This is a genomic window from Streptomyces sp. CB00316, assembly GCF_001905595.1.
Classification (GTDB): Bacteria; Actinomycetota; Actinomycetes; order Streptomycetales; family Streptomycetaceae; genus Streptomyces.
This window is the reverse complement of record NZ_LIXI01000007.1, coordinates 176,328-190,643: the sequence shown is the minus strand read 5'-3', so window position 1 is coordinate 190,643 and position 14,316 is coordinate 176,328. Positions and strand designations below refer to the sequence as shown.

At 71.6% G+C, this 14,316-nt stretch carries 9 protein-coding genes; 4 read left to right on the top strand and 5 right to left on the bottom strand.

Annotated elements, in window-relative coordinates:
• Positions 1–35 precede the first annotated feature (35 nt).
• The 3 genes from AMK21_RS21230 to AMK21_RS21220 all read right to left on the bottom strand — a co-directional run bounded on the left by AMK21_RS21230 (position 36) and on the right by AMK21_RS21220 (position 4,789).
• Complete coding sequence (locus AMK21_RS21230) at positions 36–1,274, bottom strand: branched-chain amino acid ABC transporter substrate-binding protein (protein ID WP_073880247.1); 1,239 nt, start codon at positions 1,272–1,274, stop codon at positions 36–38.
• Positions 1,275–1,907: 633 nt separating this feature from the next.
• Positions 1,908–2,378 (bottom strand): PaaI family thioesterase, encoded by a 471-nt coding sequence (locus AMK21_RS21225; RefSeq protein ID WP_073880245.1) that lies wholly within the window; start codon positions 2,376–2,378, stop codon positions 1,908–1,910.
• Between the two features lie 89 nt (positions 2,379–2,467).
• Positions 2,468–4,789, bottom strand: coding sequence for an FdhF/YdeP family oxidoreductase (locus tag AMK21_RS21220; protein WP_073880243.1), 2,322 nt, complete (start codon positions 4,787–4,789; stop codon positions 2,468–2,470).
• A gap of 121 nt (positions 4,790–4,910) precedes the next feature.
• Here AMK21_RS21220 and polA point away from each other — a divergent pair, with 121 nt between their 5' ends.
• The gene (gene polA, locus AMK21_RS21215) at positions 4,911–7,622 is read left to right on the top strand and encodes a DNA polymerase I (RefSeq protein ID WP_073880241.1); all 2,712 of its coding nucleotides are present in this window, start codon (positions 4,911–4,913) and stop codon (positions 7,620–7,622) included.
• Between the two features lie 74 nt (positions 7,623–7,696).
• Here the strand turns inward: polA and AMK21_RS21210 are convergent, their stop codons facing one another.
• Entirely contained in the window at positions 7,697–8,575 is an 879-nt protein-coding gene (locus AMK21_RS21210; RefSeq protein ID WP_073880239.1) for a DUF4184 family protein, read from the bottom strand.
• 201 nt (positions 8,576–8,776) lie between these two features.
• Between AMK21_RS21210 and AMK21_RS21205 the strand changes: the two genes are divergently transcribed.
• The 3 genes from AMK21_RS21205 (at position 8,777) to AMK21_RS21200 (ending at position 11,816) form a co-directional block, all read left to right on the top strand.
• The gene (locus tag AMK21_RS21205) at positions 8,777–10,555 is read left to right on the top strand and encodes a lytic transglycosylase domain-containing protein (RefSeq protein WP_073880237.1); all 1,779 of its coding nucleotides are present in this window, start codon (positions 8,777–8,779) and stop codon (positions 10,553–10,555) included.
• A 132-nt stretch (positions 10,556–10,687) separates the two neighbouring features.
• Positions 10,688–10,825, top strand: a complete 138-nt coding sequence (locus AMK21_RS34415; protein WP_107429956.1) for an SPW_0924 family protein — start codon at positions 10,688–10,690, stop codon at positions 10,823–10,825.
• A gap of 25 nt (positions 10,826–10,850) precedes the next feature.
• Positions 10,851–11,816 carry a DUF3068 domain-containing protein gene (locus tag AMK21_RS21200; RefSeq protein WP_073880235.1) on the top strand — a complete coding sequence of 322 codons (966 nt, stop codon included), beginning with the start codon at positions 10,851–10,853 and terminating at the stop codon, positions 11,814–11,816.
• Here AMK21_RS21200 and hrpB read toward each other — a convergent pair.
• Entirely contained in the window at positions 11,803–14,310 is a 2,508-nt protein-coding gene (gene hrpB, locus AMK21_RS21195; protein ID WP_073880233.1) for an ATP-dependent helicase HrpB, read from the bottom strand. The genes AMK21_RS21200 and hrpB overlap by 14 nt on opposite strands.
• Positions 14,311–14,316: the final 6 nt, after the last annotated feature.

The following is a 14,316-nucleotide window of genomic DNA, read 5'->3' as shown; positions in this document are numbered from 1 at the left end:
GCGCTGCCGGTGGTGGGTCGGTCGGACTGGTGGTGTCAGCTGGTGAGTTCGCCGGACTTGACCGGGGCCCAGTCGCCGTTCTTGTACTCGTAGACGGTGAGCTGCTTGTTGGTGGTGTCACCGAACTCGTCGAAGGAGACCTTGCCGGTCACGCCTTCGAAGTCGACCTTGCCGACGGCCTCGGCGACCTTGGCGCGGGCGTCGCTCGGGAGCTTGCCGTCGTTGGCCTCGACGACGGCCTTGACGGCCTCGATGATGGCCCAGGCGGCGTCGTAGGAGTAGCCGCCGTACGCCTCGAAGGGCTCCTTGTAGCCGGCCTTCTCGTAGTTGGCGACGAAGTCCTTGGCGGACGGGAGGGTGTCGATCGGTGCGCCGACGGAGGTGGCGAGGTCGCCCACGCCCTCCGCGCCGGAGAGCTTGATGTACTCGCCGCTGTAGATGCCGTCGCCGCCGACGAGCGGGATCTTGGCGCCGGCCTTCTTGATCTGCTTGCTCAGCGGGCCTGCGGCGGGGTACTCGCCGCCGTAGTAGACGACGTCGGCGCCGGAGCTCTTGACCTTGGTGGCGACCGAGGAGAAGTCCTTGGTCTCGGGGTCGATGTGCTCGGTGCCGGCGATCTTGCCGCCGAGCTTCTCGAACTCGGCCTTGAAGGTGCCGGCGAGGCCGGCGCCGTAGGTCTTCTTGTCGTCGATGACGAAGACCTTCTTCTTCTTGGCGTCGTTGAAGAGGTACTGCGCCGCGAAGGGGCCCTGGACGGCGTCCGTGGTCGCGGTGCGGAAGTAGGAGGCGAACGGGCGGGTCTTGGTGCCGCCGTTCCAGTCCTGGCCCTGGGTGAGGGAGGGCGAGGTGTTGGCCGGGGAGACCTGGACGAGCTTGGCGTCGGCCAGGACCTTCTGCATGGACTCGCCGACGGAGGAGTTCAGCGGTCCGACGGTGCCGAGGACCTTCTTGTTGGCGACGAACTTGCTCGCGTTCTGCTGGCCGGACGACGGCTGGGCCTGGTCGTCGAGGGCCTGGATCTCGAAGGTGACGCCTTCGACGTACTTCTTGGCGTTGGCCTGCTTGGCGGCGAGGTCGGCGGAGTTCTTGATGCCGAGGCCGAGGGCGGAGAGGTCGCCGGTGAGCGGGGCGTCGAGGCCGATGACGACGGTCGTGGTGCCACCGTCGCCGCCGCTGCCGCCGCCCTTGCTGTCGTCACGCGATCCGCAGGCGGTGAGGGTGAGTGCTCCGGTGGTGAGCACGGCAGTGAGTATGAGCAAAGAACGGTGTCGCACGAAAAGTCCTTTCCCTGGCGCGGCCTCCTCTGCTTGAGGTGCCGTGTCGGTCGCCGGGCCGTACTGAGGTGGTGCGAGGGGGCTGTGCTGCAGACGTGCCCGGCGGCGCGGTGACTGGCGGTGACTCTAAGCGCAGCTGGGGGCGTCCGGGACGGGTCGGCGACGGATGTGACGCTCTTGTTATGCCGTTGAGCAAGGCTTGAGGTTCCTGGGTGCGGATGTGTGGCTTTGGCACGGAGTGCGGAGTGACCACATGTTGAGAACGCGCAGCTCTGCTAAGGGGCTTGGGGTGATCTTGGTGCTGACGCGGGGTGGGGGTGGCGTCGGGCGTGCCGGAGTGCCCCGGGGCTATCGGGCCGGGGTGGCGGCTGGTTCTCGCATTTCGTGGTTGTTACGCAGTGTTACAGCGACGAAGGTGCGTTCGAGTCCGCTGAGGTCAATGTGGCTGTTGAGTGGCTCATGGAACGTTGTGCGCCGTCAAGGGTGTTGACCGAGTGTGGTGATCGATGCCGTCGGATTTGGTGGGGATATGGCGCTGCCCGGCCGGAATGCGGAGGTGCGATTCCGGCCGGGCAGTGGGGCCCTGCGGGGGCGGTACGGGGGTGGCGGGGTGTGCTGTCGGGGGTGCGGGGGTCAGTCGGCGTCGGGGTGGGGGGCGTCGCGGAGGAGGCAGGTGAGGCGGGCGGTGCAGACCCGCTTGTCCTGTTCGTCGGTGATGACGATCTCGTACGTGGCGGTCGAGCGGCCGCGGTGTACGGGAGTGGCGACACCGGTGACGAGGCCGCTGCGGGCGCCTCGGTGGTGGGTGCAGTTCAGGTCGACGCCGACGGCGATCTTGGTCGCGCCGCCGTGGAGCATGGAGCCGATGGAGCCGAGGGTCTCGGCGAGGACGGCGGAGGCGCCGCCGTGCAGGAGGCCGTAGGGCTGGGTGTTGCCTTCCACGGGCATGGTGCCGACGACGCGGTCGGCGGCCGCCTCGACGATGGTCACGCCCATGCGTTCGCCGAGGTGGCCGGCGGAGAAGAGGGCGGGCAGGTCGACGCCGAGTGCCGCGTACTCGTCGATGACTTCCTGCGGGAAGAGGGGTGCGGTGTGCTCGCCCATGGGTCCGGCTCCGATCGTCTGCGCTGGTTCATCGTTGTGTCCACTGTTCTTACCAGACGGCTGAGCGGGCGCTTAGGGGGTGGCGGTTTTCAGTCGCCCCGGGGGTTCTCGGAGTCGTCCCGCAGGTTCTCGGAGTCGCTTCGAGGGCTCTCGAAGCGGATGACGACCGACTTGCTGGCCGGGGTGTTGCTGGTGTCCGCGGTGGAGTCCAGCGGGACCAGGACGTTGGTCTCGGGGTAGTAGGCGGCGGCGCAGCCGCGGGCGGTGGGGTAGTGGACGACGCGGAAGCCCTCCGCCCGGCGCTCCACGCCGTCCTTCCACTCGCTGACGAGCTCGGTGTAGGAGCCGTCGGTGAGGCCGAGGGCGGCCGCGTCGTCGGGGTTGACCATGACGATGCGGCGGCCGCCCTTGATGCCGCGGTAGCGGTCGTTCAGGCCGTAGACGGTGGTGTTGTACTGGTCGTGGGAGCGCAGGGTCTGCAACAGGAGCCTGCCTTCGGGGAGTTCGGGGAACTCGACGGGGGCGGCGGTGAAGTTGGCGCGGCCGGTGGCGGTGGGGAAGCGGCGCTCGTCGCGGGGGGCGTGGGGGAGGGTGAAGCCGCCTGGGCGGGCGATGCGGGTGTTGAAGTCCTCGAAGCCGGCGACGACGCGGGAGATGCGGTCGCGGATGGTGGCGTAGTCCTGCTCGAACTCCTCCCAGTTCGTAAGGGACTTGGCGCCGAGCACCGCCCGTGCGAGGCGGGCGACGATGGCCGGCTCGGAGAGCAGGTGAGGGCCGGCGGGGGTGAGGTTGCCGCGGGAGGCGTGGACCATGCCCATGGAGTCCTCGACGGTCACGAACTGCTTGCCGCTCGCCTGGACGTCCTTGTCGGTGCGGCCGAGCGTGGGGAGGATCAGCGCGCGGGTGCCGGTGACGGCGTGGGAGCGGTTGAGCTTGGTCGACACGTGGACGGTGAGGCGGGCGCGGCGCATGGCGGCCTCGGTGACGGCGGTGTCGGGGGTTGCGGCGACGAAGTTGCCGCCCATGGCGAAGAAGACCTTGGCCTCGCCGTCGCGCAGGGCCTGGATGGAGCGCACCACGTCGTAGCCGTGGTGGCGGGGCGAGGTGATGCCGAACTCCTTGTCGAGGGCGTCGAGGAAGGCCGGTGCGGGCCGTTCGAAGATGCCCATGGTGCGGTCGCCCTGGACGTTGGAGTGGCCGCGCACGGGGCAGACACCGGCGCCGGGGCGGCCGATGTTCCCGCGCAGGAGAAGGAAGTTGACGACTTCCCGGATGGTGGCAACGGAGTGCTTGTGCTGGGTGAGGCCCATGGCCCAGCAGACGATGGTGCGCTCCGAGGCGAGGACGAGGGCGAGGGCCTGCTCGATCTCGGCGCGGGTGAGGCCGGTGGCGGTGAGGGTCTCGTCCCAGTCGGCGGCTTCGGCGGCCTTGGCGAACTCTTCGTAGCCGTGGGTGTGTTCGGTGACGAACGCGGTGTCGACGGCGCCTTCGGTGGCCAGGATCAGCTTGTTGAGGAGGCGGAAGAGTGCCTGGTCGCCGCCGATGCGGATCTGGAGGAAGAGGTCGTTGAGCGCTGTGCCCTTGAGCATGCCGTGCGGTGTCTGCGGGTTCTTGAACCGCTCCATGCCGGCTTCGGGGAGCGGGTTCACCGAGATGATCTTCGCTCCCGAGTTCTTCGCCTTCTCCAGGGCGGAGAGCATCCGGGGGTGGTTGGTTCCGGGGTTCTGTCCGGCGACGATGATCAGGTCGGCCTGGTGGATGTCCTCCAGGGAGACGCTGCCCTTGCCGATGCCGATGGTCTCGTTGAGCGCCGAACCGGACGACTCGTGGCACATGTTGGAGCAGTCGGGGAGGTTGTTGGTGCCGAACTCGCGGGCGAAGAGCTGGAGGAGGAACGCGGCCTCGTTGCTGGTGCGCCCGGAGGTGTAGAAGAGGGCCTCGTCGGGGGAGTCGAGCGCGGTCAGCTCCTCGGCGATGATCGCGAAGGCGCGCTCCCAGGTGGTCGCCTCGTACCGGTCTGCGCCTTCGGGGAGGTACACCGGCTGGGTGATACGGCCCTGCTGGCCCAGCCAGTAGCCGCTGCGCCCGGCGAGGTCGGCGACGGGGTGGGCGGCGAAGAAGTCGGGGGTGACGCGGCGCAGCGTCGCCTCCTCGGCGACGGCCTTCGCCCCGTTCTCGCAGAACTCCGCGGTGTGCCGCTTCTCGCCCTCGGGCCAGGCGCAGCCGGGGCAGTCGAAGCCGTTCTTCTGGTTGACCTTGAGGAGGGTCTGCGCGGTGCGGCGCACGCCCATCTGCTGCCTCGCGATGCGCAGGGAGTGGGCGACGGCGGGCAGCCCGGCGGCGGCGTGCGGGGCCGCTTCGACCTGCGGGGCGTCCTGGACCGGGTCACCGGTCGGCGGCTTGCTGGCCATGATGCTGCTCCCCTTCGAGCGCTGTGTCCACGTGCTCTGTGTCCTCACCATCGATCCTGTCACGGCTGCGCAAGGCCGTGCCCGGTCCGGATTGTCAGTGGGCCGTGGCAGGATCGGGGGCGTGGCTGAGACGGCATCGAAGAAGACGGCAGACAACCGACCGCGCCTGCTCCTCATGGACGGGCACTCCCTGGCGTACCGGGCGTTCTTCGCCCTGCCCGCGGAGAATTTCACGACGGCGGTGGGGCAGCCGACGAATGCCGTGTACGGCTTCATGTCGATGCTGGCGAACACCCTGCGTGACGAGGCGCCCACGCACTTCGCGGTGGCGTTCGACGTGTCCCGCAAGACCTGGCGGGCGCAGGAGTTCCCGGAGTACAAGGCGAACCGCTCCAAGACCCCCGACGAGTTCAAGGGGCAGGTCGAGCTGATCGGCGAGCTGCTGGACGCGATGCACGCGGACCGGTTCGCGGTGGACGGTTTCGAGGCGGACGACGTCATCGCGACGCTGGCGACCCAGGCCGAGGCGGCCGGGTTCGAGGTCCTGATCGTCACCGGCGACCGGGACTCCTTCCAGCTGATCACGGAGAACGTGACCGTGCTGTACCCCACGAAGGGGGTCTCCGAGCTGACCCGGTTCACCCCGGAGAAGGTCTTCGAGAAGTACGGGCTCACCCCGCAGCAGTATCCGGACTTCGCCGCCCTGCGCGGCGATCCGTCGGACAACCTCCCCGGCATTCCGGGTGTCGGTGAGAAGACGGCCGCGAAGTGGATCAACCAGTTCGGGTCGTTCGCCGATCTGGTCGAGCGGGCCGACGAGGTCAAGGGCAAGGCCGGGCAGAATTTCCGCGACCACCTGGACGCGGTGAAGATGAACCGGGTGCTGACCGAGATGGTCCGGGACGTGGAGCTCCCCAAGACCCCGGCCGAGCTGGAGCGCGCCCCGTACGACCGCACGGCGGTCACCGGTGTCCTGGACATACTGGAGATCCGCAACCCGAGCCTGCGCGAGCGCCTTCTCGCCGTCGACCCGGGCGCCGCGGAGGCCGAGCCGCCCGCACCGGCGGCCGGTATCGAGCTGGACGGCACGGTCCTCGGCTCGGGTGAGGTCACCCCGTGGCTGGAGGCGCACGGTGCGCAGCCGCTCGGCGTGATGACGGTGGACACCTGGTCGCTGGGCGCCGGCACGGTCACCGAGGTCGCGCTCGCCGCCGCCGACGGGGCCGCCGCCTGGCTGGACCCGACGCAGCTGGAGGAGGCCGACGAGCGGGCGTTCGCCGCGTGGGTGGCGGACCCGGCGCGGCCGAAGGTGCTGCACAACGCGAAGAACGTGATGCGGGTCTTCCCGGAGCACGGCTGGCAGCTCGAAGGCGTCGCGATGGACACCGCGCTCGCCGCCTATCTGGTGAAGCCGGGCCGCCGCTCCTTCGCCCTGGACGCGCTGGCCGTGGAGTATCTGGGCCGTGAGCTGGCCCCGGCCGCCGCCTCCGACGGGCAGCTGGCCTTCGGCGCGGACGACCGGGCCGAGGCGGACGCCCTGATGGCGCAGGCCCGCGCCGTGCTGGACCTGGGTGACGCGTTCACGACCCGTCTGAAGGAGGTCAACGCCACCGAGCTGCTCCACGACATGGAGCTGCCGACCTCCATCCTCCTGGCCCGTCTGGAGCGGCACGGGATCGCCGCGGACCGGGCCCATCTGGAGGGCATGGAGCAGCAGTTCGCGGGGACCGTGCAGCAGGCGGTGAAGGAGGCGCACGCGGCGGTGGGCCGGGAGTTCAACCTCGGTTCGCCCAAGCAGCTCCAGGAGATCCTCTTCGGGGAGCTGGGCCTTCCGAAGACGAAGAAGACGAAGACCGGATACACCACGGACGCGGACGCGCTGGCCTGGCTGGCCGCGCAGACCGAGCACGAACTGCCGGTCCTGATGCTGCGCCACCGCGAGCAGGCCAAGCTCCGCGTCACGGTCGAGGGCCTGATCAAGACGATCGCCGCCGACGGCCGCATCCACACCACGTTCAACCAGACGGTGGCGGCGACCGGCCGGCTCTCCTCCACCGACCCCAACCTGCAGAACATCCCCGTCCGCACCGACGAGGGCCGAGCGATCCGCCGGGGCTTCGTCGTCGGCGAGGGCTTCGAGACGCTGATGACGGCGGACTACAGCCAGATCGAGCTGCGGGTCATGGCCCACCTCTCCGAGGACGCCGGGCTCATCGAGGCGTTCACCTCCGGCGAGGACCTGCACACCACGGTCGCCTCCCAGGTCTTCGGCGTCGAGAAGGACGCCGTCGACCCGGAGATGCGCCGCAAGATCAAGGCCATGTCGTACGGCCTGGCCTACGGTCTCTCCGCGTTCGGCCTCTCCCAGCAGCTGAACATCGACCCGGCCGAGGCGCGGGTGCTGATGGACACCTACTTCGAGCGGTTCGGCGGGGTACGGGACTACCTCCACCGGGTCGTCGAAGAAGCGCGGGCCACCGGTTACACGGAGACGATCCTCGGCCGCCGCCGCTATCTCCCCGACCTGAACAGCGACAACCGCCAGCGCCGCGAGGCCGCCGAGCGGATGGCGCTCAACGCCCCGATCCAGGGCACCGCCGCGGACATCGTGAAGGTGGCGATGCTGCGCGTGGACCGGGCGCTGCGGGAGGCGGAGCTGAACTCGCGGATGCTGCTCCAGGTCCACGACGAGATCGTGCTGGAGATCGCGAAGGGCGAGCGGCAGCAGGTGGAGCAGATCCTGCGCCACGAGATGGCGGGCGCTGTCCAGCTGCGCGCCCCGCTGGACGTCTCGGTCGGCGTCGGCAAGGACTGGGAGTCGGCGGCCCACTGAGTCACGGGAAGCCGAAGGGCCCGGAACCGCACCGCGGTCCCGGGCCCTGTCCGTTCGCCTGCTTCTTCCGTTCTCTACTTCCGGCCGGTGGACGCTTCCGTACGGGCTTCGTCCGCCACAGGCACCTGCCCCGGGCAGTCCTCAGCCGGCCGCCGCCTGCGCAGCAGCCGCATCCACACCCCGTACAGCAGCAGCCCCGCCCCCAGCCCGGCGCCCGCGCCGAAGCAGGCGGTCGGGATGATGTCGAGCGGGTTCTCGATGCGCCCGAAATGGGTGAGGAAGCGCACGCACCGGTGGACGATGCCCAGCACCACACAGCCGGCCAGCAGCCCGAGCGCGCCCCACCGTTCGCCCCGGCCGAGCGCCCGGAGCGCCTCCGGCACCGGGGCCTCGGCGGTCCGCCGCAGCCCGGTGGCGACGAACCGGACCAGCACCGCCAGGGCCACCGCCGAGCTGCCGTACTGCGCGAACTGGTAGAGCGGGAAGCCCCCGACGCTCCGGTTCAGGAACGGCAGCAACTCCGTCCCCCACCTGCTGTGATGGGTGAACGCGTCCCACACCACATGCGTGGCCGCGCCGAGTGCGGCGGACCGCGCGAAGCACAGCCAGGCGGACGGCCCGAACGACTCCCGGTTCCACCGCTGCCCCCGTACGAAGGTGTGGACGCGGCTCCGTACGCGTACCGGAAGCAGCGCCACCAGCGGTTCGCGCAGCGCCGCCCACACCGCCACCAGCACGGCGGCGATCAGCACGTTCACGGTGACCACACCGAGGAAGGTGTGCGTGAAGTCGCCGAACCTCATGGCCCCGGGGATCACCGTGTCCGCGAAGTAGGTGACGTCGGGCGCGAACGAACCGGCGACGAGGGCCGAGGGGAACAGCCCCCAGCGGGCGGTCCCGTTCCGGCGGATTGCCGGGAGCACGGCGGCGGCATGACTGAGGGTGAACGGCATGGCGGCAAGTATGCGGGAACGTCCGGCACCGCACGTCAGGGCACCCTCCGTTGCCCTCCCGGACAACGTGTGTGCGGGAACGTGAAAGAACAGTAAGAAGCGGTCAGGGTGCGGTGCCTGGGCGCCATGAGGTGCCGTAGGGTCGCTTGAGTCCTGCGCTGGGGAGCGCGAGCAGCCTTCGAGGGGGAGGGACCGGAACGTATGGCAGCGCACATTCGCCGACGGCTGCGCAAGGGGGCCACGACCACCGCGGTGGCGGCGGCCGCCGTGGCGGCGCTCGCGGCGTCCCAGGCACCCGCGGCCCCGCTGGCCGAAGGGTCCACGGGCGGCGACCAGCAGACCGCCGGCGGTGAGTCGGGTGGCCCGGAGGACGGCGCCGCCACGGGCAACTCGCCCTACTACACCGACCTTCCGCCCCTCGTCACGCCCAATCGGCCCGGTTCGTCCAGCAACCTCCCGGCCGCCACCGGCAGCGCGGAAGCGGGCATACCGGCCTCCGTCCTGGCCGCGTACAAACAGGCCGAGCGGACCGTCGCGACCACCGACCCGGCCTGCCGGCTGCCCTGGCAACTCCTCGCGGCGATCGGCAAGGTCGAGTCCGGCCAGGCCCGCGGCGGCCAGGTCGACGCGAACGGCACCACCCCCACCCCGATCCTCGGCCCGGCCCTCAACGGCCAGGGCTTCGCGCTGATCAAGGACACCGACGGCGGGGCGTACGACGGCGACGCCGTCCACGACCGCGCGGTCGGCCCGATGCAGTTCATCCCGTCCACCTGGGCCACCTGGGGCCAGGACGCGAACGGTGACGGCCGCAAGGACCCCAACAACATCTACGACGCGGCGCTCGCCGCCGGCCGCTACCTCTGCGCGGGCGGCCGGAACCTCGCCGTCGCCGCCGATCTCGACCGGGCGGTGCTGAGCTACAACCAGTCGACGGAGTACCTGCGTACGGTCCGCTCCTGGTTCGCGTACTACCAGCGCGGCACGCACGAGGTGCCCGACGGCAGCGGAGTCCTCCCCACCGCGCCGAGCACCCCGTCGCCGAGCCCCGGCCCGCGCCCCGGCGGGACGACGAGCCCCACCCCCGGCGGGACGACGAGCCCGCAGCCGTCCCCGTCCCCCTCCAAGCCCGGCGCTACGAAGCCGGGCCCCGGCCCGTCGAAGCCCGGCGACGGCACGACCGGTCCGACCCCGACGCCGCCTCCCAGGCCGACGCCGCCCCCGAAGCCGTCACCGCCCCCGGCCGAGACCTTCGGCTCCCTGGAGAACGCGGGCACCGGGCCCCTCACCGCCACCGCCGGCGGGACGTTCGACCAGCGGGTCTCCGTACGCGCCCGCAACGCCCTCGGCGCACCGATGGCCAAGGTGCCCGTCACCTTCACGGTCACCGGTACCACCGGCACGCTCTTCGAGGGCGGCAAGAAGACGGTCACGGTCGTCAGCAATGCCGACGGCACCGCCACCGCACCCGCGCTCAAGGCGGGCGAGAAGACCGGCGAGTTCACCGTGACCGCCACCGCGGGCACCACCCGGCCGCGCACCCTGACCTACGCGGCGAGCGTCACCGCCCGCCAGGCCGACAAGATCGTACGGACCGACGACAAGGCGCTCGTCGCCGCGCCCGGCGAGAAGTTCGCCGACGCCGTCACCGCCAAGGCCACGCACAAGGGCGCTGCCGCCGCCGGAGTGGCCGTCACCGCCACCATGGTCAAGGACGGCCCGGGGCTCATCGGCAACGACAAGGGCCCGTACTTCAAGGACGCGGACGGCAAGCCGCTGCGGACTCTGGACCTCACCACGGACGCCGACGGCCTGCTCCAGCTCCCGGAGATCTTCGCCGACGAGAACCCGGGCACGTACAAGCTGCGGCTCACCACCGAGGGCGGCGGCTCGGTCGTCATCGAGCTCACCGTCCAGGCCCCGGAGGAGACGGTCCCCGAGGAGACGGCCCCCGAGGAGACGGAAACCCCCGAAGCCTGACCGCCCGCTCTCCCGACAGCCCCCGCGCCCGCCCGGCGCGGGGGCTGTCCTGCGTGTTCTCATCTCGCGCCCCGGTTGCTACGGTGCCTGACCTCTGACGCGCCGTCAGTTCACCGTCCCGGGAGGTCGAGCATGCGTGCCCTCGTCGCCGCCGCCATCGGTCTGGCCGCGGCCCTCGCCCTCGTGTTCACGATCTCCGCCGTCGGCTCCCCGCCGGGCGAGACCTCGCCGGAACCCCTGCTCACCACCGTCCCGGGCCCCAAGCAGTAGCCCGGCAAGGGAGAGGTCCACCACCATGCGCCGCCGAGCCGGTCTCGTCCTCCTGGCCTTCGCCGTCTTCTTCGCCGCCCTGTCGCCGCTGCTCCGCTGGTACGCCTTCCCGCGCCTGGCCAAGGTCCCGCCGAACCAGTACCAGGAGGTCGTCCTGGAGGCGAAGCCCGCCACCCTCCTCGACTACACGACCCTCAAGGCGAAGGAGGTCGAGAAGGTCACCATCGTCCAGACGCTCAAGGGCAACGTGGAGGAGTCCGAGAAGATCGAACGCAGCGCCGGGCGGGACGTCGTCGTCTGGGACGCGCTCTCCTACATCGAGGGCCCCGACGGCAAGATGGTCTCCGAGATCCCCGAGCGCTACATCTTCGACGCCCACACCCAGGCCCCCGTCAACGCCACCGGCGAGATGGTCGACGGCGACCCGGTCCGCCGCACCGGCATCGAGTTCAAATGGCCCTTCCTCACGGAGAAGCGGGACTACGAGTACTTCGACGCCCAGAGCCGCACCACCGCCCCCATCCACTACCAGGGCACCCGCACCTTCCGCGGCCTGGAGGTCTACTACTTCGAGCAGACCATCCCGTGGACCAAGGTCCCGATGCCGAAGAAGATGCCCATCGAGGGCGTCACCGCCGAGCAGATCGCGCAGACCGGCATGACCCGCTGGTACACCACCAAGCGCATGTTCTGGGTCGAGCCCGTCACCGGGGCCCCGGTCAACGGCGAGGAGATCCACGAGGAGGAGCTGCGTGACGCCAAGAAGATGGGCATGTCCGAGGACACCGTCACGGCGTTCTCCGGCCATGTGAAGATGCGCGAGGACTACATCGTGGACACCGTCGAGCTGGTGAAGTCCCAGCGCGTCCTGGTCCTCCTCCTCACCTCGCACCTGCCCTGGGGCTTCCTGGGCCTGGGCATCGGCCTGCTCGCATCGGCGCTGTGGCTGGAGGCGCGGTCGCGGCGGTCGGCGGATACTACGAACGGTTGAGCCGGGCCGAGGTGTACCGCGTCGCCTCTACGGTCGCGGGGTCCTCCGGCCACGGATGCTTCGGGTAGCGGCCGCGCAGCTCCGCCCGTACGGCCTTGTAGCCGTCCTGCCAGAACGACGCCAGGTCCGCCGTGACAGCGGCGGGCCGCCCTGCGGGGGAGAGCAGGTGGACCAGGACCGGCACCCCGGCCACCCGGGGCGTCTCGCTCAGCCCGAACAACTCCTGGAGCTTCACCGCCAGTACGGGCTGCTCGCCGCCGTACTCGACCCGGATACGGGAGCCGCTCGGCACCTCGATCCGCTCCGGCGCCAGCTCGTCCAGCCGCACCGCCTCACCCGTCGCCCACGGCAGCAGCCGGCGCAGCGCCTGCCCCGCGTCGATCCGGCCCAGGTCGGAGCGGCGCCGGGCCCGCGAGAGCTCCGGCTCCAGCCACGCCCCGGTCTCCGCCAGCAGCGCCTCGTCCGACACGTCGGGCCACGGCGCGCCCATCACCCGGTGCAGGAACGCCAGGCGCAGCCGGAACTGCTCACTGTCCCGGGTCCACCGCAGCAGCCCGAGACCTTCCCGCCCCAGCCCTTCCACCAGGGCCCCGCGCACCAGCTCCGGATCCGGCTGCTTCAGCGGTCGCACCGACAGTTCCACCGCCCCCACCCGGTCCACCGACCGGGCCACCACCTCGCCGTCCACCCAGCGGACCTCCTCGCCCCGCACCCGCAGATGCCCGGCGGCCAGGAGTGCCGTGGCCTCGTCGACCACCGCGGCCAGCCGCACCCGGGCCGAGGCCGCGTGGGAGGGGCGGTCCGCGACGGCGACGGCCAGCCAGGGCGCGCTGCGCAGCCGCGAACCGTCCCGCAGCTCCGCACCCGTGCCCGACACCATGAGGAAGGCCCCGTCGCCCCGGGCCCGCGCCACCCGCTCCGGAAACGCCAGGGCGGCGACGAGCCCGACGACGGCGTCGTCGGAACCAGCGCCCTTCGTGCTGCCGGAACCGGAGCCCAGGGACGCCGACAGCCGCCGCACCTCCTGCTTCCAGCGCTCCGCGTACCCGTCCTGCCCCCGGCGCGCGGTCCGCAGCGCCGCCGCCAGATCGTCCCCGTACTCCCTCGGCGGCTCCTCGCTGAGCAGCGCCACCACCTCCGCGGCCCGCCGCGCCCCGGCCTCCCGGGCACCGTCCAGCAGGGCGCGGGCCAGCCGGGGGTGCAGTCCGAGCCGGGACATCCGTACGCCCCGGTCGGTGACCCGGCCGGTCGCGTCCACGGCACCGATCGCCTCCAGCACCTGGCGGGCGGCGCCCATGGCCCCGGCGGGCGGCGGGTCCAGCAGGGCGAGCGAGGAGGCGTCCGGATCGCCCCAGCACGCCGCCTGGAGCGCGAACGCGGCGAGGTCGGCGACCTTGATCTCGGGGGAGGGGAAGCGTGCGAGCCGCCCGTCCTCGGCCTGCTCCCAGCACCGGTACACGGCCCCGGGTGCCTCGCGCCCGGCCCGGCCCGCGCGCTGCCGTCCGGCCGCCTGGGAGGCCCGTACGGTGGTCAGGGCGCTGAGGCCCCGGGCGTGGTCGGTACGGGGTTCCCGGGCGAGACCCGAGTCGACGACGACCCGCACGCCGGGCACCGTCAGCGACGACTCCGCCACCGAGGTCGCCAGGACCACCCGCCGCCCCTCCAGCGACCCGCCGAGCACCGCGTCCTGCACGGCGGCCGGGGCGCGCCCGTGCACCTGGAGGACCTCCGCGTCCACCCCGGCGAGCTGACCGGCCACCCGTGAGATCTCCCCGACGCCGGGCAGGAAGCAGAGCACGTCCCCCTTCCGCTCCGCCAGCGCCCGCCGCACGGTCGCCGCCACATGCGTGAGCAGCGCCGGATCGACGCGCATGCCGTGCGGCGGCTTCACCGGCCGGGCGGGCGGCGCCCAGACCACCTCCACCGGATGGGACACGCCCTGCGCCTCGATCACCGGTGCGTCGCCCAGCAGCCGCGCCCACCCCTGCGCGTCCGTCGTCGCGGAGGCGGCCACCAGCCGCAGATCGGGCCGGATCGTCTCCCGTACGTCCAGGAGGAAGGCGGCCACCGTGTCGGCGTCCAGATGGCGCTCGTGGCACTCGTCGATGATCACCACGTCGACACCGGCCAGCTCCTGGTCCCGCTGGAGCCGCTGGAGCAGCACCCCGGTGGTCACGACCTCCACCACGGTGTCCCGCCCCACCACACGCTCCCCGCGCACGGTGAAGCCGATCCGCCCGCCCGGCTGCTCGCCCAGCAGCCAGGCCATCCGCCGCGCCGCCGCCCGCGCGGCGATCCGGCGCGGCTCGGCGACCACGACACGGCGCACCGGCCCTTCGCCGGTCAGCCCGGCCAGGACTAGCGGGACGAGCGTCGTCTTGCCGGTGCCGGGCGGGGCGCACAGGACGGCGACGCCCCGCTCGTCGAGCGCGCGCTCCAGGGCGGGGACGGCGGTGCGGACGGGGAGACGGTCCAGGGCTTCGGTGCGGATCACGCCCCC

What these genes read in the sequence shown, in the direction of transcription:
- AMK21_RS21225 (WP_073880245.1), bottom strand. Translation starts at nt 2,378, where the DNA reads ATGGGCGAGCACACCGCACCCCTCTTCCCGCAGGAAGTCATCGACGAG.
- AMK21_RS21220 (WP_073880243.1), bottom strand. Translation starts at nt 4,789, where the DNA reads ATGGCCAGCAAGCCGCCGACCGGTGACCCGGTCCAGGACGCCCCGCAG.
- AMK21_RS21210 (WP_073880239.1), bottom strand. Translation starts at nt 8,575, where the DNA reads ATGCCGTTCACCCTCAGTCATGCCGCCGCCGTGCTCCCGGCAATCCGC.
- AMK21_RS21205 (WP_073880237.1), top strand. Translation starts at nt 8,777, where the DNA reads ATGGCAGCGCACATTCGCCGACGGCTGCGCAAGGGGGCCACGACCACC.
- AMK21_RS34415 (WP_107429956.1), top strand. Translation starts at nt 10,688, where the DNA reads ATGCGTGCCCTCGTCGCCGCCGCCATCGGTCTGGCCGCGGCCCTCGCC.
- AMK21_RS21200 (WP_073880235.1), top strand. Translation starts at nt 10,851, where the DNA reads ATGCGCCGCCGAGCCGGTCTCGTCCTCCTGGCCTTCGCCGTCTTCTTC.